Consider the following 17827-nt stretch of genomic DNA (forward strand, 5'->3'; position numbering starts at 1 on the left):
CTACACTGACCGGTGCTCACAGGTGAGGAATTTCAACGAGCACACCTGGGGACGTTCGATGAGCGCAATCAGAGGAGCTAACGCCGGCCCTGCCCAAACCCACTGCGCGACTTCAACCTCGGGGACTTACGCAACCAGATCCCCGCACACGACCCAGCACCCATCGATAGGACGACGCACACCCAAACACAAAGGCCGCGAACTCTGCTGAGTTCGCGGCCTTGAGTCTGCGGTGAAACCGCTCTCTGTGGGCGAAGGGGTGTGTGAGTTCACGACATAGGTGACACATGAGTCGGGACATGGGCGACACCTGCGATGGACCTCGATGAGTCGCGTCATAGGTGACAGTCATGATTCATGTCGAAAGCCCGCGTGGTGGTGTTGGAAATCGTCTCCGGTCATCTGTCGGTCAGCGCCGCGGCCCGTACCTACGGGATGTCCCGTCAACACATCCACCGACTGCTCAAACGTTTCCGGGAAGGCGGTCTGGAAGCCGTCGATCCCCGCTCTCGGCGCCCCGCCAGCAACCCCCGCGCAGTCAGCGATGAGGTCATCACCGCGATCGTGCTGCTGCGCGAAAAACTCACCGCACAGGGCCTCGACGCCGGCCCGATCACCCTGCAAGAACACCTGGCCCAACAACAGCTACCGGTGCCCTCGACCTCCACCATCCGACGCATCCTGCACCACCACGGACTGATCACCCCGCAACCACACAAACGGCCCTGCAGCTCCTATCACCGCTTCGCCGCCGAACAACCCAACGAATGCTGGCAGTCCGACTTCACTCACTGGACCCTGGCCGACGGCACCGACATCGAGATCCTCAACTGGCTCGATGACCACTCCCGATACCTGCTGTACTGCACCGCATTTACCCGCGTCAGCGGACCCGACATCGTGGCCAGTTTCACCACCCTCATCGACATCTACGGCCCGCCGGCATCCACCCTGACCGACAACGGATCGGTCTACACTTCACGATTCACCCACGGCCACAACGATTTCGAACGACTTATCGCCAGCTGGGCATCACGCAAAAGAACGGACGCCCCGGCCACCCGCAAACCCAAGGCAAAATCGAACGCTTCCACCAAACCCTCAAACGCTGGCTGGCCGCCCGCCCCCGACCATCGACCCTGGCCGACCTGCAACACCTGCTCGACGAATTCCGCATCATCTACACCACCGAACGCACCCACCGAGCCCTGCCAGCCGCCACCACACCGGCACAGGCCTACACCGGCCGACCCAAAGCCACCCCGGACGCAATGATCGAACACTTCCGCATCCGCCACGACACCGTCGATCAATTCGGCAAACTCACGCTGCGCCACGGCAGCCGACTACACCACCTGGGCATCGGACGCCGCCATGCCCATACCCCGGTACTCATTGTGGTCACCACCACCAACGTCACCGTCATCAGCAAAACCGGATACCACCTCATCGCCGGCCACCGGATCAACCCCGACCGCAACTACTGGCCCAACCAACAAAAAACCCCGGCCAAAAGACCGGGGAATTCTGTAACCGATGACTCGACTCATGTGTAACCCATGACCCGACTCACCACATCTGTGGGCGAAGGGGGACTTGAACCCCCACGTCCCGAAGGACACTGGCACCTGAAGCCAGCGCGTCTGCCATTCCGCCACTCGCCCGAATGACCGAGGCAGCGTAACACTGTGGGCGCGCGGTTCCCAAACCGCCCGATCAGCGGGCCCCCGGGCGGCCAGAGAATCCTTAACCTCATCTAGATCAGGTCACTGACCAGCGTCGATCTGATTCTCAGAGTTCTGTTGGTCCCGCATAACGGCGCCAGGCCGATACCATGCTTGTGAGCAGTGTGGCCAGAGCGACACGCGGGAGCACGGATGACCGTGCCGAGACGACGAATGACGACGAGTGAAGGCGGGCGGTGACATGGGTCTTGTCGACCGCATCGAACGCAAACTCGAGTCGACCGTCGGCGATGCGTTCGCCCGGGTCTTCGGCGGCTCGATCGTGCCCCGAGAAGTAGAGACCGCATTGTGTCGGGAAGCCGAATCCCGAGCCCGTACCGTGGCCGGTGGACAGGTTTTGGCACCGAACGACTACGTAATTACGCTCAGTGGCACTGACTATCAGAAGGTGAGCGCCGATACTGACCTGACCTCGACCACGTTCGCCAAGCATCTGGGGGGATTCATTCGTGATCAGGGGTGGCAAACGTATGGTGATGTGGTTGTCAGATTCGAGCAATCACCGAACTTGCACACCGGACAGTTCCGCGCGCGTGGCGCGGTCAACCCCGATTCAACCGCTGGCGAATCCGCGCGAGCCCACGGCGACCATGCGTTCACCGCAGAATCAGGAGAACCACCTATGACCGATAACCCGAATTACCGCGGCGGCCAGGGACAAGGGCGGCCCGGCGACGATTACTACGACGACCGCTACGGGCGTCCGCAGGACGATCCCCGTGGCGGTCAGTACCCGCCGGATCAGGGTGGCTATCCCCCACAGGATCAGGGCGGCTACCCCCCGCCGGACCAGGGTGGCTACCCCCCGCAGCGCGGCGGCTACCCCGATCAGGGCGGCTACCCCGATCAGGGTGGCTACCCGGATCAGGGCGGGTACCCCGACCAGGGCGGCTACCCGGACCAGGGCGGCTACCCGCCGCAGTCCTACGAGCAGCAGCGCCCGCCGGCCGGTTACGGCGGCCAGCCCGGTGGCGGATATGACCAGCCGGCCGGGCGTGGCTACGGCCAGCCCGGTGGCGGCGGCTACGGTCAGCCCCCGCAGGGCGGTCAGCCCGGCTACGGCGGCGGTGACTACGACTACGGACGTCAGGACCCCCGCCAGGGCGGCGGCTACCCGGAGCAGGGCGGTTACCCCGAACAGGGTGGGTACGGCGGCGGCCAGCCCTACGGACGCCAGGAGTACGGCCAGCCGCAGGACTACGGTCGCGGCTACGCCGAGCCGCAGCAGGGCGGTTACCCCGAGCAGGGCTACGGCGAGCCGGGTTATGGCGACCAGGGCGGTTACGGCGGCGGCGAGTACGGCGCCCCGGCCCAGGGCGGGTACGGCGGCGGCTATGGCGGCGGCGATTACGCCGCCGGCGGGGCCTCTGTCACGCTGCAGCTCGACGACGGCAGTGGCCGCACCTACCAGCTGCGCGAAGGCGCCAACGTGATCGGCCGCGGTCAGGACGCCCAGTTCCGTCTGCCGGACACCGGAGTCTCGCGTCGGCACCTGGAAATTCGGTGGGATGGACAGGTCGCGTTGCTGTCAGACCTCAACTCCACCAACGGCACCACGGTGAACAATGCGCCCGTGCAGGAGTGGCAGCTGGCCGACGGCGACGTCATCCGGCTGGGCCATTCCGAGATCATCGTGCGCGTGCACTGAGCATCTGAGACCGGACACACCGGAGTGGCAAGCACCCAGCTTCGCCCTCACGGCTATCGCCGTCCAAGTATCGTGACGTTGCCGGCGGTAGCGCAGCGATACCAGTGGGGCGGATACGGAGAGGACGTCAGATGCAGGGGTTAGTGCTGCAGCTGACGCGTGTCGGATTCCTCCTGCTGCTGTGGCTGTTCATCTGGTCGGTGCTGCGCATCCTGCGTACCGATATCTACGCGCCCACCGGCGCGGTGATGGTGCGTCGGGGATTGGCGCTGCGCGGTTCCCTGCTGCCGAGCCGGGACCGCCGCCACATCGCGCGGCAATTGGTGGTCACCGAGGGCGCACTGGCCGGAACCCGCATCACGTTGGGTGCCCAGCCGGTGCTGATCGGCCGTGCCGACGACTCCACCCTGGTGCTCACCGATGATTACGCTTCGACGCGGCACGCCCGGCTCTCACCACGAGGTTCGGAGTGGTACGTCGAAGACCTAGGATCGACCAACGGCACATACCTTGACAGGGCGAAGGTGACAACAGCGGTAAGGGTTTCCATCGGAACGCCGGTTCGAATCGGCAAGACGGTAATCGAGTTGCGTCCGTGACGCCGCGTACGCAAGGAGCGCGAGGAACACTATGACCCTCGTACTCCGATACGCCGCGCGCAGCGATCGCGGGCTGGTGCGCGCCAACAACGAGGACTCGGTGTATGCCGGGGCCCGGCTGTTGGCGCTCGCCGACGGTATGGGCGGCCACGCCGCCGGCGAGGTGGCCTCTCAGTTGGTCATCGCCGCACTGGCACACCTCGATGACGACGAGCCCGGTGGGGACCTGCTCAGCAAGCTCGACACCGCAGTCGGCCAGGGCAATGCCGCCATCGCCGCGCACGTCGAGGCGGATCCCGAGCTCGACGGCATGGGCACGACGCTGACCGCGATCCTGTTCGCCGGCAACCGGCTGGGGCTGGTCCACATCGGTGACTCCCGCGGCTACCTGCTCCGCGACGGGGAACTGACCCAGATCACCAAGGACGACACCTTCGTCCAGACCCTCGTCGACGAGGGCCGCATCACCGCCGAAGAGGCGCACAGCCACCCGCAGCGCTCGCTGATCATGCGGGCGCTGACCGGCCACGAGGTCGAACCGACCTTGATCATGCGTGAGGCCAAGGCCGGCGACCGCTACCTGCTGTGCTCCGACGGCCTGTCCGATCCGGTCAGCCAGGAAACCATCCACGAGGCACTGCAGATCGAGGATGTCGCCGAGTGCGCCGACCGGCTGATCGAGCTGGCGCTGCGCGGCGGCGGCCCCGACAACGTCACCGTGGTGGTGGCCGACGTGGTCGATTACGACTACGGGCAGACCCAGCCGATCCTGGCCGGCGCGGTGTCCGGCAACGACGATCAGAGCGCGCCGCCGGACACGGCGGCCGGACGGGCCTCGGCGTTCAATCCGCGCCGCAACGAACCCAAGCGGGTGGTTCCCCAGCCCGCCGAGCCGGATCGTCGGCCCCGGTCGCGGCGCCGCTTCCTGATCGCCGCGGTGCTGCTGGTGCTGGTGCTCGTCGGTGGGTTGGCGATCGGCCGCGAGGTGATCCGCAACAACTATTACGTCGCCGAACACGACGGCACGGTGTCGATCATGCGCGGCGTGCAGGGCTCGTTTCTCGGTGTCTCGCTGCAGGAGCCGTTCCGGTTCGGCTGTCTCAACGATCGCAACGAGCTGTCGCTGATCGGCGCCGACCAGGATCGCAACGGTCTCAATTGCCGTTTGATGGCGGTCAACGACCTGCGCCCGTCGGAGCGGGCCCAGGTGGTCGCCGGCCTGCCGGGCGGTACGCAGGAAGAGGCTTTCGCCCAGATCGGTGATCTGGCCCGCAGCTCGGTGCTGCCGGTCTGCGCACCGCGCACCGCGACCACGACGTCCAAGCCCGCCCCGCCACCGCCGCCCACTCCCACGTCGACACCCAGCCCGTCGCCGGGCGCTCCGCCGGCTCCCAGCGCCGAACCGCCGGCTCCGGAGACCAGCGCCCCCGAGGCGCCCGCCCCGGGTCCGTCGCCCACCGCGGCCGCGCCGGCCCCGGCCCCTCCGACACCGACCTTCACCGCGCTGCAGCCGCCGCCACAGGAACCGGGGACGAACTGCCGAGCGGTGTCATGACAACTCAACCCCAGTCGCCGGTTACCGTCATGCCGCCGCTACCGAATCGGCGCAATGCGGAACTGCTGCTTCTGGGGTTTGCGGCGGTGATCACCACCCTCGCACTGCTGATCGTGGAGGCCAACCAGGAGCAAGGGCTGGGCTGGGAGCTGGCCCGCCACGTCATCACCTTCACCGCGTTGATGGCCGTCGCGCACCTGACGATCCGGCGCTTCGCCCCCTACGCCGACCCGCTGCTGCTGCCGGTGGTGGCGGTGCTCAACGGGCTAGGGCTGGTGATGATCCACCGGTTGGACCTGGCCCGGGGCGAGATGACCTCCGACGGCCTCGGCGGTACCGCCAATCAGCAGATGATGTGGACGCTGGTGGGCGTCATCGGATTCGCCGTCGTGGTGGCGTTGCTGACCGATCACCGGATGCTGGCCCGCTACGGCTACATCTGTGCACTGACCGGCCTTGTGCTGCTGGTGATTCCGGCGCTGCTACCGGCCCGTTACTCCGAGCAGTACGGCGCCAAGATCTGGATCCAGTTCCCCGGCTTCTCCATCCAACCCGCCGAGTTCTCCAAGATCCTGCTGCTGATCTTCTTCGCCGCGGTGTTGGTGGCCAAACGCGACCTGTTCACCAGCGCCGGAAAGCACTTCCTCGGATTGGATCTGCCGCGGCCCCGCGACCTCGCTCCCCTGCTGCTGGCCTGGGCCGCCTCGGTGGGCGTGATGGTGTTCGAAAAGGATTTGGGCACTTCGCTTTTGCTGTACGCCTCGTTCCTGGTGCTGGTGTACGTGGCCACCGAGCGGCTCAGCTGGGTGATCATCGGGCTGGCCCTGTTCGCCGCGGGAAGCGTTGTGGCGTACCAGGTTTTCGACCATGTGCGGGTGCGGGTACAGACCTGGCTCGACCCGTTCGCCGATCCCGACGGCGCCGGGTACCAGATGGTGCAATCGTTGTTCAGCTTCGCCACCGGCGGCATCTTCGGCACCGGCCTGGGCAACGGCCAGCCCGGGAACGTCCCGGCCGCCGCCACCGATTTCATCATCGCCGCCATCGGCGAAGAGCTCGGATTGGTCGGGCTGGCAGGCGTTCTCATGCTCTACACGATCCTGATCGTCCGCGGGCTGCGCACCGCGATCGCGGTGCGTGACAGCTTCGGCAAGCTGCTGGCCGCCGGGCTGGCCTCAACACTGGCCATCCAGCTGTTCATCGTGGTCGGCGGTGTCACCAAACTGATCCCGCTGACCGGGCTGACCACGCCGTGGATGTCCTACGGCGGATCCTCCCTGCTGGCCAACTACATCCTGCTGGCCATCCTGGTGCGCATCTCCCACATCGCCCGCCGGCCGATCACCACCACCGCGCCGCCCAACCCGACGCCGATCGCCGCGGCCAGCACCGAGGTGATCGAGAAGGTATGAACACCTCCCTGCGCCGGGTGGCAGTCACGATCATGGTGTTGATCGTGCTGCTGCTGGGCAACGCCACCATCACCCAGGTGTTCGCCGCCGACGGGTTACGCTCCGACCCGCGCAATCAGCGGGTGCTGCTCGACGAGTACTCCCGGCAACGCGGCCAGATCACCGCCGGCGGGCAACTGCTGGCCTACTCCGTGGCCACCGACGGCCGGTTCCGGTTCCTGCGCGTGTATCCCAATCCCGAGGTCTACGCCCCGGTCACCGGGTTCTACTCGCTGGCCTACTCCAGCACCGGGCTGGAGCGGGCCGAGGACACGATCCTCAACGGATCCGACGAACGGCTCTTCGGCCGCCGGCTGGCCGATTTCTTCACCGGCCGCGACCCGCGCGGCGGCAACGTCGACACCACGATCAAGCCGGAGGTTCAGCAGGCCGCCTGGGATGCCCTCGAGCACGGCTGCGACGGACCCTGCAAGGGCTCGGTGGTGGCGCTGGAACCGTCGACCGGCAAGATCCTGGCGATGGCGTCGTCCCCGTCATACGACCCCAACCAGCTGGCCACCCACGATCTCGAGGCGCAGAGCCAGACCTGGCAGCAGCTGCGTGACAACGCCCAGTCGCCGCTGCTCAACCGGGCGATCTCCGAGACCTATCCCCCGGGCTCGACGTTCAAGGTGATCACCACCGCGGCGGCGCTGCAGTCCGGCGCCACCCCGGACACCGAGCTCACCGCGGCGCCGCGGATCCCGCTGCCCGACAGCACCGCCACCCTGGAGAACTTCGGCGGGGCGTCGTGCGGGGCCGGTCCGACGACCACGTTGCGCGAGGCGTTCGCGAAGTCCTGCAACACCGCGTTCGTCCAGCTCGGGCTGAACACCGGCGCCGACAAGTTGAAGTCCACCGCCCAGGCCTTCGGGCTGGACTCGCCGCCGCCGGCCATCCCGATGCAGGTGGCCGAATCCACCACCGGTCCCATCGTCGACGCCGCCGCGCTGGGCATGTCCAGCATCGGCCAGCGCGACGTCGCCCTCACTCCGCTGCAGAACGCGCAGGTGGCCGCGACCATCGCCAATGACGGCATCGCGATGCGCCCGTATCTTGTGGATAGCCTCAAAGGGCCCGATCTGAGCACGATCGCCACCACCGCGCCCGCCCAGGAGCGCCGGGCGGTGTCACCCCAGGTCGCGGCTACACTTACGGACTTGATGGTCGCCGCCGAGCAGGTGACTCAGCAGAAAGGAGCCATCGCCGGCGTGCAGATCGCTTCGAAGACCGGTACGGCAGAGCACGGGACGGACCCCCGTAACACTCCGCCGCATGCCTGGTACATCGCATTCGCACCGGCCGCCGACCCCAAGGTCGCGGTCTCGGTGCTGATCGAGGACGGCGGGGACCGGTTGTCGGCCACCGGCGGCGCACTCGCCGCCCCGATCGGACGCGCCACGATTGCGGCGGCGCTGCGGGAGGGTTCATGAGCGACGCTTGCGAGGTGGCCGCATGAGCCCCCGCGTTGGAGTGACGCTGTCCGGGCGGTACCGGCTGCAGCGCCTGATCGCCACCGGCGGCATGGGTCAGGTGTGGGAGGCGGTGGACTCCCGGTTGGGCCGGCGCGTCGCCGTCAAGGTGCTCAAGGCCGAGTTCTCCACCGACGCCGAGTTCGTCGAGCGGTTCCGGGCCGAGGCCCGCACCGTGGCCATGCTCAACCACCCAGGTATCGCCAGCGTCTACGACTACGGCGAGACAGAACTGGACGGCGAGGGGCGGACCGCCTACCTGGTCATGGAATTGATCAACGGAGAGCCGTTGAACTCCGTGATCAAACGCACGGGCCGGCTCTCGCTGCGGCATGCCCTGGACATGCTCGAGCAGACCGGCCGCGCGCTGCAGGTGGCCCACACCGCGGGCCTGGTGCACCGCGACGTCAAGCCGGGCAACATCCTGATCACCCCGACCGGTCAGGTGAAGCTGACGGACTTCGGTATCGCCAAGGCCGTCGACGCCGCCCCGGTCACCCAGACCGGCATGGTGATGGGCACGGCCCAGTACATCGCCCCCGAACAGGCCCTGGGCCATGACGCCACCGCGGCCAGCGACGTGTATTCGCTGGGAGTCGTTGGCTATGAATCGGTTTCGGGTAAGCGCCCGTTCACCGGTGACGGGGCCCTGACGGTCGCGATGAAGCACATCAAGGAGACCCCGCCGCCGCTGCCGGCCGATCTGCCGCCCAACGTCCGCGAGCTGATCGAGATCACCCTGGTGAAGAACCCGGGGATGCGCTACAAGTCGGGCGGGCCGTTCGCCGATGCGGTCGCCGCGGTGCGCGCCGGCCGCCGTCCACCGCGCCCCAACCAGGCTCCGACGCTGGGTCGCGCGGCACCGGCCGCGGTGCCGTCGGCCTCGCAGGCCCGTGCCGCCGCGGAACTGTCCGGCCGCACCCCGATGACGGCCACCCGGGCCCGGCCGACCACCGCCTCCCATCGGCCCGCGCCGGCCCCGCGGCGCACGTTCTCGTCGGGTCAGCGGGCCCTGCTGTGGGCTGCCGGGGTACTCGGCGCGCTCGCCATCGTCATTGCCATCCTGATCGTGCTCAATGCGCAGGACCGCAAGGATCAACAGCAGTCACCCCCGCCCACGGTCACCGACACGGTGACCGAGACGACCCCGTACCAGACGCCGGCGGCGCTGCCGGCCCAGGCCTTCCACGTGATCGTGCCCCAGGGAGCCGGAACTGGTCTTCAGGACATACCCGTGGCACCGGAACAGATACTGCGATGACGACGCCTCAGCACCTCTCCGACCGATATGAACTCGGCGAAATCCTCGGCTTCGGCGGCATGTCCGAAGTTCACCTGGCACGCGATACGCGGTTGCACCGCGACGTCGCGGTCAAGGTCCTGCGCGCCGATCTGGCCCGCGATCCCAGCTTCTACCTGCGTTTCCGCCGGGAGGCGCAGAACGCCGCCGCGCTGAACCATCCGGCCATCGTGGCGGTGTACGACACCGGTGAGGCCGAGACGCCGAACGGGCCGCTGCCCTACATCGTCATGGAGTACGTCGACGGTGTGACGCTGCGCGACATCGTGCACGGCGAAGGTCCGATCCCGCCCAAGCGCGCGATCGAGATCATCGCCGATGCCTGCCAGGCCCTGAACTTCAGTCACCAGCACGGCATCGTGCACCGTGATGTGAAGCCGGCCAACATCATGATCAGCAAGAACAACGCTGTGAAGGTGATGGACTTCGGTATCGCCCGGGCGCTGGCCGACACCGGCAACAGCGTCACCCAGACCGCTGCGGTGATCGGCACCGCGCAGTACCTGTCGCCCGAGCAGGCCCGCGGTGAGACCGTCGACGCCCGCTCCGACGTCTACTCGCTGGGCTGTGTGCTGTACGAAATCCTCACGGGGGAACCACCTTTCATCGGTGACTCACCGGTGGCCGTGGCGTATCAGCATGTGCGGGAGGATCCGATCCCGCCGTCGCGCCGGCATCCCGGCATCTCCCCCGAACTCGACGCCGTGGTGCTCAAGGCATTGGCCAAGAACCCTGACAACCGCTATCAGACCGCGGCCGAGATGCGCACGGATCTGATCCGGGTGCACAGCGGCGAGGCCCCCGAGGCACCCAAGGTGCTCACCGACGCCGAACGGACGTCGATGATGAACTCGGGGCCGATGCTGGCCCAGGGCGGCGCCGCGGCCCCCACCCAGAACCTGGTGGTGCCGCGCCCGGCCGATCGCAGCGCCTCGGTGGCGCGCTGGCTGATCGCGGTCGCCGTGCTGGCGGTGCTGACCGTCGTGGTGACGGTGGCGATCAACATGTTCGACGGCAAACCCCGTGACGTGCAGGTGCCCGATGTCAGCGGTCAACGTTCGGCCGATGCCATCGCCGCGCTGCAGAACCGGGGGTTCAAGACGCGCACCGAAGAGAAGGACGACAACAAGGTGCCGCCGGGCGTGGTGATCGGCACCGACCCGTCGTCCAGCAGCATGGTGGCGGCCGGCGACGAGATCACCGTGAACGTTTCGCGCGGGCCCGAGCAGGCCCAGATCCCCGATGTCGCCGGGCTGAGCCCGTCACAGGCCCGACAGAAGCTCAAAGACGCCGGCTTCGAGAAGGTCAAGGAAACCCCGAGCCCCTCGACGCCGGAACAGAAGGGCCGGGTGCTGGCGACCAACCCGCCGGCCAACCAGACCGCCGGCATCATCTACGAGATCACCCTGGTGATCGGTTCGGGCCCGGAGGCGACTGCCGTGCCGGACTGCGGCGGCCAGAGCGCCGACGTGTGCAAGCAGATCCTCACCGCGTCGGGATTCACCAGCACGGTGGTCATCGATGTCGACCACACGTCACCGGCGGGTGAGGTGGTCGGTACCGAACCGGCGTCGGGCGCGTCGGTACCCAAGGACACCCCGATTCAGATTCACGTGTCCAAGGGCAACCAGTTCGTGATGCCGAACCTGGTGGGGCAGTTCTGGGACGACGTCTATCCGCGGTTGACGGCGCTCGGCTGGACGGGCGTGCTGGACAAGGGGCCCGACGTTCGTGACAGCGGCCAGCGCACCAACGCCGTGGTCACTCAGAGTCCGCCCGCGGGCGCCGGGGTGAGTCGCGACGCCCGGATTACGCTGAGCTTCGCGTCGTAGCCGCTGCCACGGCGCGGGCCACCTCGGCCTCCAGTGAGGCCACCAGGTGCTCGGCCGGGGCCGCACCGCAGACGGCCAGCCAGTTGGCCAGCATCCGGTGCCCGCCCTCGGTCAGGATCGATTCCGGATGGAACTGCACGCCGTGGATGGGCAGCTGCCGGTGCCGCACGGCCATGATGACCCCGCTGTCGGTCTGCCCGATCACCTCGAGCTCGGCCGGCACGGTGTCGGGCAGGATCGTCAGCGAGTGATACCGGGTCGCGGTGAACGGATCCGGCAGGCCCTTGAGCACCCCGGCGTCAGCGTGATGCACCACGCTGGTTTTGCCGTGCAGCAGTTCGGGGGCGCGGTCGACGGTGCCGCCGAACGCGACGCCGATGGCTTGGTGGCCCAGGCAGACGCCGAGCAGGGGAGTGCCGGCCGCAGCACAGGCGTGCACCAGCGGGATCGTGGCGCCGGCGCGTTCCGGGGTGCCGGGCCCGGGACTCAGCAGGACCCCGTCGAAGTCGGCTGCCACCTTGGCGAGGTCGGCGTCGGTGGCCAGGCGGTCGTCGTCGTTGCGCCACACCTGTGCTTGGACCCCGAGCTGGCCCAGATACTGGACCAGGTTGAAGACGAAGCTGTCATAGTTGTCGACGACCAGAACCTGCATCGGCTCAGGTTACCGGCCGAAATGGCCAGCTCAGTAGCCGACCGGTCCCGCGGGCTTGGCGTAACGCATCCGTAGTGGCTCGGTGTGCCCGGCCAGCTCGACCTCGGCACGTGGTTCTTCGGTGTAACCCAGCCCGAACCGCACCACGTACTGCTTGTAGAGGTTCACCAGGGGCGCCGCCGCCAGGGCGGCCTGCATGGCCGGGGCGTCGCCGACGGCGGTGATGACGTAGGGCGGGCTGTAGGTGCGCCCGTTGAGCAGCAGGGTGTTTCCGACGCAGCGTGGGGCCGAGGTGGCGATGATGCGCTGATCCTGCATCTGGATTCCCTCGGCGCCGGCGCTCCAGAGGGCGTTGAGCACGGCTTGGATGTCCTGCTGGTGCACCACGAGATCGTCGGGGGCGGCGTCGCGGGGGAAGCGCCCTTGTGCGTCGCGCTGGGCGTCGTTGAGGGTGACCACCAGACCGGGCCCGCGCATCGGCACCGTTCCGGCGTCGACGGCGAGTTCGGCCGAGCGCCTGGTGATCGCCCCGAGCGCCGAGTGTGAGGTGGGGGAGCCGCCGTGGTGGCTGTCGATCTGGGTGGACAGTGAATCGCGCTCGGCGGCGAGCCGGTCCACGGACTGCTGGGCCTCACGGACCAGGTCGACGAGGCGGGGCGAATCGCTGCGGCGAATCTCGTCGCCGCCGGAGACCCCGTGGGTGGCGGCCAGCAGCAATCCGGCGAACAGGCAGACCAGCGGGACGCCGAAGCGCCACCGGGACCTTTCCGGTTGGTCCATCGCTGTCTCTTTCCGACGTGCAGCTACGTTAGGCTCGTGAGGCATCCTGCCTCATCGTCGCACCGTGTGACGCCGACTGTCCGCGAAGGTACCCATGCCCAAGTCCAAAGTCCGCAAAAAGAACGATTTCACCATCAAGCCGGTGAGCCGGACTCCGGTCAAGGTGAAAGCCGGGCCGTCGAGTGTGTGGTTCGTCGCGCTCTTCATCGGTCTCATGCTGTTCGGCCTGCTGTGGCTGCTGGTCTTCCAGTTGGCGGCAACGAATCCGGTGGACACTCCATCCTTCCTTCAGTGGATGGCGGATCTCGGTCCGTGGAACTACGCGATCGCGTTTGCCTTCATGATCAGTGGTTTGTTGCTCACGATGCGCTGGCGCTGATCCGAACGGGCACCATAATGAATTCATCTTACGTTTTCAGCGTTACCGGTTCAGCAACTTCGCCGATGCTCAATCACACCGTTGTGATTCATCCCCATTGGGGATAGCACCTGTGGATAACTCCATTAGTCGCGGTAAGAGGGTGTGAAGAACCCGTGCAGCAAACACACTGGAGTCCACCGGCGGCCGGAGTCGCAGGTTGCGGCGTAGTCGGCCTAGTGATGGCTATCGCAGCTGTGACCCTGATCACAGATCCGCCCGGGCGTGTTCTTGCCGGCATTGCTGGGGTGGGATTGCTCACCTTCGCAACTTTCTCGTGGCGCGCCCGGCCAAAACTGGCAATCAACCAAGACAGTCTCAGCGTCGCCGGCTGGTGGACCACCCGAACGTATCGCCGCAATGAGATCCGCCGCGTGCGCATCACCGAGTTCCGCCGGCTCGCACGCAAGGTCCGGCTGCTGGAGATCGAAACGAGCGACGACCACCTGGCCGTCTTCACCCGATGGGACCTGGGAACGGACCCGCTCAGCGTCTTGGATGCACTCACCGAGGCCGGATTCGCACCCCGGTGAGAGACACCGACCCCGCACAACACGTGACGCCCCCGAGTTCGGGGGCGTCACGCATGTGTAGGTGCGGTTCGGCCGTTACGACACGGTGATCGATTCGATGACGACCGGTTCGGTCGGCCGGTCGGAGCGATCCGTCGGGGTGGACGCAATCGCGTCGACGACCTTCTGCGACTCGGGATCCACGACCTCACCGAAGATGGTGTGGCGGCGGTTCAGGTGCGGTGTCTGGCCGACCGTGATGAAGAACTGCGAACCGTTGGTGCCCGGGCCGGCGTTGGCCATCGCCAGCAGGTAGGGCTTGTCGAACACGAGCTCGGGGTGGAACTCGTCGGCGAACTGGAAGCCGGGGCCACCGCGACCGGTGCCGGTCGGATCGCCACCCTGGATCATGAAGCCGTCGATCACCCGGTGGAAGACAGCGCCGTCGTAGAACGGACCCGACGTACCGCCCGATGCGTTCTCGGTGCTGTAGTCCTTGGTTCCCTGCGCCAAACCGACGAAGTTGGCCACGGTCTTGGGAGCGTGGTTTCCGAACAGTGCGATCTTGATGTCGCCGCGGTTGGTGTGCAGTGTCGCCGTTGCGGTCTGAATGGGGCTCGTCACGAGAAGTCAGTCTGCCATCCCGGCCCCGGTGTCCGTCGGATACCCCGCCAACGGCCCGAGAACCGCCCGGAGATGGCAATCTGGAACTCAGCCCATCAACGGCCAGAACCCGGCCATCGCCATGAGCGCAGAAAGGTGCCCAATGACCGCGAACGTCGATATCCGGTTGGCCCCCCGTCAGCGTCTGGCCCGCGGCTTGAAATACAGCACGATCGGGCCGGTCGACGTCACCCGCGGTGTGGCGGGCATCAGCCTCAACACCGTCTCCGCCGCCGCGGCAGGGCTTCGTAAGCGCTATGAATCCGGCAAGCTGCGCCGTCAACTCGCGGCTGCCGCCGAAGCCGTGGCTGCCCTGCCTGAGGTGATCCAGGAGGCCGCCGCCGCACCGGAACCCAAGCGGCGGCGACGCCCGCTGGTGATCGCCGGGGTGGCGGCCGCGGTGATCGCCGGTGGGGCAGTGGCGTTCTCGATAGTGCGGCGATCCATGCGCCCGGAGCCTTCACCGCTGCCGCCCAGCGTCGAGGTGACGCCGAAACCCTGACTCGCGGCTACTGCGGCGACGGGTTCTGGCAGTCCAGCCACCGGCCGTTCTCTTTGCGGAAGGCGTTGGGCTGCGTGCTCGTCGCCGGTGGGGTCTCGCCGAGCACCCATGTTGTGGTGAGGTCGGCGGTAGCCGTGTCGCCGGTCACCTTGATGTTCTCCACCTTGTCGATCGTCGCCTTCGACGTCTGCCGCAGGATCTCAAGGTTGGCCGCTTGGTACGCCGGATCGTCGTATCGGATCAACGCGTCGACCAGTTGATTGATGGTGGCGTCCGATGCCTTGGGGTGCTGCCGTTTGAACCCACTCCTCAGCAGGTCCACGGGGGCGCCGGCCAGTTCCCCGGGGGCGCCGGCCGCGCTGAGCGGTGGGAACAACGTGGCCACTTGGTTTCGTACCGCGTCGCGGTATTGCTGACAGGTCAGCTCGGACAACCTGTTGAAATCGAACGTGCCCAGTGCCTTTTCTTCCTGGGCGACCAGGTCGCGGATCTGCTGTTCGGCGCTGACCGGCGCCGGCGGCGGAGCGGCCGCACTCGACGTCACCTCCGGAGCGCTCTCCGATCCGCAACCGGCGAGCGCCAGAACGGCCACGCCAACGATGAATCCTCGTATCACAAGTTCCCCCTCTTTCCATGTGGCGCCACCAGCTTTGGTGAAGCATCCCCGCGGTTGGTCTGCCCGCGCTGTGGACAGCGGCAGCTTACCGAGCGCCGGAGCGGTGTTGGCGCCAACGAGAAGGGTGTGACCGGATACTGCTGCGCCTATCCCTCTCCGTCGCCGCCGTTGTCCTCCGGATCGTCACCAGCGCCATGGTTGGGATTCGTACAGATCGTCCCCTCACAGGGGACATCGGACCCGTCTCCATCCGGATTCGGCATCACTGCACCGCCGTTCTCCTCCGGATCGTCACCGGCCCCGTGGTTGGGATTCGTACAGATCGTCCCCTCACACGGCACCATCGAGCCGTCCCCGTTGGGATTCGGCATCATCGGTGCCGTCGACGTGGCGGGTACGCCGGGCGTCTGCGGTGCCGCCGGTGCCTCTGGCACCGCGGGCGCATGGCGCACCGAGGTCACCGGCGTCGCGGGGCTGGTCGGGGCCTGTGGACTGCTGTCGGTGCTGCAGGCAGCCCCGAAAAATGCCAGTGCCGCCGCCAGGGGAATTACCGTGTGCAAACACTTCATGCTGTTCGACGGTATCAACCGAGAACGACCCTCTCGAGGTATTTCCACATCCGCACAGAAGGTCTTGTCGTGCAAGGTAATTCGTACTCGTTGACCCAACCCACGACAGCGCCCGAAATCGGCTGGCCTTCGGCGGCAGAACGGAACGAAAAAAGCGGCCCCGGTGGCTACCACCAGAACCGCTTTGAACTGCTGATCTATCTTGTGGAGCCTAGGAGATTCGAACTCCTGACATCTGCCTTGCAAAGGCAGCGCTCTACCAACTGAGCTAAGGCCCCGTATCTGGCGGCGACGCTGGAATCTCCAGGTCGTGCCAAACCTCTTCACCGTGTCGGGATCGCCAGAGGATCACCGTGGCGGCGGCAAGGGCGGCCAGAACGACGAACCGCATGGCACAACCTCTCAGTGATCACCGGCTACACCGGGTGTCGTGGGCCTAGGAGGACTCGAACCTCCGACCTCTTCGTTATCAGCGAAGCGCTCTAACCGCCTGAGCTATAGGCCCGAAAATTGGGATCGACCGAGCGCAGAGATTACCGCACCGAGGCTCAGAGTCCCAAATTAATCCCTGTCGGCGAGGGTGACCTCGACACCGCCCACCAAATCGGTGGTGAGGTTGTAGATGAATGCCCCGATGGTGGCCATCGCGCACAACACCACGATGTTCACCAGGCCGATCAGTGCGGACCCGCCGAAGATCGTTCCGCTGGACACCAATTCGCCGCCCGAGGCGCCGCTGGCACTGGTCAGCAGGTCACCCACGTTGCTGTTGAGCTTGCTCCACACCCCCATGGCGCCCAGCACCAGATAGAGGAACGCCACCGCGATCATCCACACGAAGAACAACACCACCGACAACACCAGTGAGACCTTGAGCACAGTCCACGGATCGACCCGACGGATCTGCATGCTGGCCCGGACCGGGCCGTTGTGCTGGGCTCGACCCGCCACCTGGATGCGGGTGGTCGGGGCGTTGCTCGACGATCTGGCCGCCGCGGCGTCCCCGGGCGGCTTGCGTTGCGCGGGCCGTGGCGACGGCCCGGACAGGTCCGGAAGCTCGCTCGCATACGCCTCCGGACGCACCGGTTCATTGCGGTCCTTGCGCGGAGGGCCCGATGCGGCGGGGCCCGACGGCGCAGCCGGTCCCGAGCCCGCCGCAGCCGGTCGCGCCGGCCGGGGCTGCTGCTCGGTCTCCTGGTTTTCACCCGCCACGAACCGCTGCAACCGGGCTTCCACGCCGGGGGAGTGGGAGCCCGGCTTGCGGGCACTCTCATCGCGGCTCTCGCGGGGTTCGGCCGGGGGTGCGGTGCGCGCGGTGCCGCGCTGCCACGGCGGGGCCTCACCGGTCTCGGTGATCTGACCGCCGGCGGCCCGGGCCGCGGCCTTCGGAGTGGCCGATCCGCCCTCGCCCCCGGCACCTGAGCCGTTGGAGCTGCCCGGCCGGTCGCCCGTACGCGGGTGCCCCGGCTCGCTCGGTGAACTCACCTAACAGCTCCTTAACTCAGGCCGGGGT

At 67.1% G+C, this 17827-nt stretch carries 16 protein-coding genes, 3 tRNA genes and 1 pseudogene; 11 read left to right on the forward strand and 9 right to left on the reverse strand.

The genetic code is table 11. From position 1 onward, the window contains the following. Positions 1-357: 357 nt before the first annotated feature. Positions 358-1556 (forward strand): annotated as a pseudogene (locus tag FR943_RS26910) (IS481 family transposase). A gap of 25 nt (positions 1557-1581) precedes the next feature. Here FR943_RS26910 and FR943_RS03745 read toward each other — a convergent pair. Beyond that, a tRNA-Leu gene (locus FR943_RS03745) sits at positions 1582-1664 on the reverse strand. Between the two features lie 262 nt (positions 1665-1926). On the opposite strand from FR943_RS03745, the gene FR943_RS03750 reads away from it, so the two are divergent. The 7 genes from FR943_RS03750 (at position 1927) to pknB (ending at position 11602) form a co-directional block, all read left to right on the forward strand. Further along, a complete protein-coding gene (locus FR943_RS03750) occupies positions 1927-3393 on the forward strand; it encodes an FhaA domain-containing protein (RefSeq protein ID WP_217155126.1) in 1467 nt (488 codons plus the stop codon). A 131-nt stretch (positions 3394-3524) separates the two neighbouring features. Further along, complete coding sequence (locus FR943_RS03755) at positions 3525-3992, forward strand: FHA domain-containing protein FhaB/FipA (protein ID WP_029110475.1); 468 nt, start codon at positions 3525-3527, stop codon at positions 3990-3992. A gap of 31 nt (positions 3993-4023) precedes the next feature. Continuing rightward, entirely contained in the window at positions 4024-5547 is a 1524-nt protein-coding gene (locus FR943_RS03760) for a PP2C family protein-serine/threonine phosphatase (protein ID WP_217154981.1), read from the forward strand. Next, positions 5544-6959 (forward strand): peptidoglycan glycosyltransferase RodA, encoded by a 1416-nt coding sequence (locus FR943_RS03765; RefSeq protein ID WP_217154982.1) that lies wholly within the window; start codon positions 5544-5546, stop codon positions 6957-6959. The genes FR943_RS03760 and FR943_RS03765 overlap by 4 nt, the downstream gene beginning before the upstream one ends. After that, positions 6956-8431, forward strand: a complete 1476-nt coding sequence (gene pbpA, locus FR943_RS03770) for a peptidoglycan D,D-transpeptidase FtsI family protein (RefSeq protein ID WP_217154983.1) — start codon at positions 6956-6958, stop codon at positions 8429-8431. Before FR943_RS03765 ends, pbpA begins: the two co-directional genes overlap by 4 nt. Positions 8432-8453: 22 nt before the next feature. Further along, the gene (locus FR943_RS03775) at positions 8454-9731 is read left to right on the forward strand and encodes a protein kinase domain-containing protein (RefSeq protein WP_217154984.1); all 1278 of its coding nucleotides are present in this window, start codon (positions 8454-8456) and stop codon (positions 9729-9731) included. Further along, positions 9728-11602, forward strand: coding sequence for a Stk1 family PASTA domain-containing Ser/Thr kinase (pknB, locus tag FR943_RS03780; protein ID WP_217154985.1), 1875 nt, complete (start codon positions 9728-9730; stop codon positions 11600-11602). Before FR943_RS03775 ends, pknB begins: the two co-directional genes overlap by 4 nt. On the opposite strand, the gene FR943_RS03785 is transcribed toward pknB, so the two are convergent. Together FR943_RS03785 and FR943_RS03790 are read right to left on the reverse strand one after the other, a co-directional pair. After that, the gene (locus FR943_RS03785) at positions 11580-12254 is read right to left on the reverse strand and encodes an aminodeoxychorismate/anthranilate synthase component II (protein ID WP_217154986.1); all 675 of its coding nucleotides are present in this window, start codon (positions 12252-12254) and stop codon (positions 11580-11582) included. The two genes, pknB and FR943_RS03785, sit on opposite strands and share 23 nt — an antisense overlap. A gap of 30 nt (positions 12255-12284) precedes the next feature. After that, positions 12285-13034 carry a DUF881 domain-containing protein gene (locus FR943_RS03790; protein WP_217154987.1) on the reverse strand — a complete coding sequence of 250 codons (750 nt, stop codon included), beginning with the start codon at positions 13032-13034 and terminating at the stop codon, positions 12285-12287. Positions 13035-13128: 94 nt separating this feature from the next. On the opposite strand from FR943_RS03790, the gene crgA reads away from it, so the two are divergent. Then, positions 13129-13413 carry a cell division protein CrgA gene (gene crgA / locus FR943_RS03795; RefSeq protein WP_076195894.1) on the forward strand — a complete coding sequence of 95 codons (285 nt, stop codon included), beginning with the start codon at positions 13129-13131 and terminating at the stop codon, positions 13411-13413. Between the two features lie 155 nt (positions 13414-13568). After that, positions 13569-13985: a PH domain-containing protein gene (locus tag FR943_RS03800; RefSeq protein ID WP_217154989.1), complete on the forward strand. Its 417-nt coding sequence runs from the start codon at positions 13569-13571 to the stop codon at positions 13983-13985. A 75-nt stretch (positions 13986-14060) separates the two neighbouring features. Here the strand turns inward: FR943_RS03800 and FR943_RS03805 are convergent, their stop codons facing one another. Next, complete coding sequence (locus FR943_RS03805; RefSeq protein WP_217154990.1) at positions 14061-14588, reverse strand: peptidylprolyl isomerase; 528 nt, start codon at positions 14586-14588, stop codon at positions 14061-14063. Positions 14589-14730: 142 nt separating this feature from the next. Between FR943_RS03805 and cwsA the strand changes: the two genes are divergently transcribed. Then, positions 14731-15129, forward strand: coding sequence for a cell wall synthesis protein CwsA (gene cwsA / locus FR943_RS03810; protein WP_217154992.1), 399 nt, complete (start codon positions 14731-14733; stop codon positions 15127-15129). Between the two features lie 7 nt (positions 15130-15136). On the opposite strand, the gene FR943_RS03815 is transcribed toward cwsA, so the two are convergent. The 5 genes from FR943_RS03815 to FR943_RS03835 form a co-directional block, all read right to left on the reverse strand. Beyond that, positions 15137-15721 (reverse strand): hypothetical protein, encoded by a 585-nt coding sequence (locus tag FR943_RS03815; RefSeq protein ID WP_217154993.1) that lies wholly within the window; start codon positions 15719-15721, stop codon positions 15137-15139. A gap of 170 nt (positions 15722-15891) precedes the next feature. Then, positions 15892-16314 (reverse strand): hypothetical protein, encoded by a 423-nt coding sequence (locus tag FR943_RS03820; RefSeq protein WP_217154995.1) that lies wholly within the window; start codon positions 16312-16314, stop codon positions 15892-15894. 205 nt (positions 16315-16519) lie between these two features. Further along, a tRNA-Ala gene (locus FR943_RS03825) sits at positions 16520-16592 on the reverse strand. A gap of 153 nt (positions 16593-16745) precedes the next feature. Continuing rightward, positions 16746-16819 (reverse strand) — tRNA-Ile (locus tag FR943_RS03830). A gap of 56 nt (positions 16820-16875) precedes the next feature. Beyond that, positions 16876-17799, reverse strand: coding sequence for a DUF3566 domain-containing protein (locus FR943_RS03835; protein WP_217154997.1), 924 nt, complete (start codon positions 17797-17799; stop codon positions 16876-16878). Between the last annotated feature and the right edge of the window lie 28 nt (positions 17800-17827).

The sequence above is a fragment of the [Mycobacterium] fortunisiensis genome (genome assembly GCF_019050325.1).
Lineage (GTDB): Bacteria > Actinomycetota > Actinomycetes > Mycobacteriales > Mycobacteriaceae > Mycobacterium > Mycobacterium fortunisiensis.

Coding starts and splice junctions, on each gene's coding strand:
- FR943_RS03750 (WP_217155126.1), top strand. CDS start 1,927: ATGGGTCTTGTCGACCGCATCGAACGCAAACTCGAGTCGACCGTCGGC.
- FR943_RS03755 (WP_029110475.1), top strand. CDS start 3,525: ATGCAGGGGTTAGTGCTGCAGCTGACGCGTGTCGGATTCCTCCTGCTG.
- FR943_RS03760 (WP_217154981.1), top strand. CDS start 4,024: ATGACCCTCGTACTCCGATACGCCGCGCGCAGCGATCGCGGGCTGGTG.
- FR943_RS03765 (WP_217154982.1), top strand. CDS start 5,544: ATGACAACTCAACCCCAGTCGCCGGTTACCGTCATGCCGCCGCTACCG.
- pbpA (WP_217154983.1), top strand. CDS start 6,956: ATGAACACCTCCCTGCGCCGGGTGGCAGTCACGATCATGGTGTTGATC.
- FR943_RS03775 (WP_217154984.1), top strand. CDS start 8,454: ATGAGCCCCCGCGTTGGAGTGACGCTGTCCGGGCGGTACCGGCTGCAG.
- pknB (WP_217154985.1), top strand. CDS start 9,728: ATGACGACGCCTCAGCACCTCTCCGACCGATATGAACTCGGCGAAATC.
- FR943_RS03785 (WP_217154986.1), bottom strand. CDS start 12,254: ATGCAGGTTCTGGTCGTCGACAACTATGACAGCTTCGTCTTCAACCTG.
- FR943_RS03790 (WP_217154987.1), bottom strand. CDS start 13,034: ATGGACCAACCGGAAAGGTCCCGGTGGCGCTTCGGCGTCCCGCTGGTC.
- crgA (WP_076195894.1), top strand. CDS start 13,129: ATGCCCAAGTCCAAAGTCCGCAAAAAGAACGATTTCACCATCAAGCCG.
- cwsA (WP_217154992.1), top strand. CDS start 14,731: ATGACCGCGAACGTCGATATCCGGTTGGCCCCCCGTCAGCGTCTGGCC.
- FR943_RS03820 (WP_217154995.1), bottom strand. CDS start 16,314: ATGAAGTGTTTGCACACGGTAATTCCCCTGGCGGCGGCACTGGCATTT.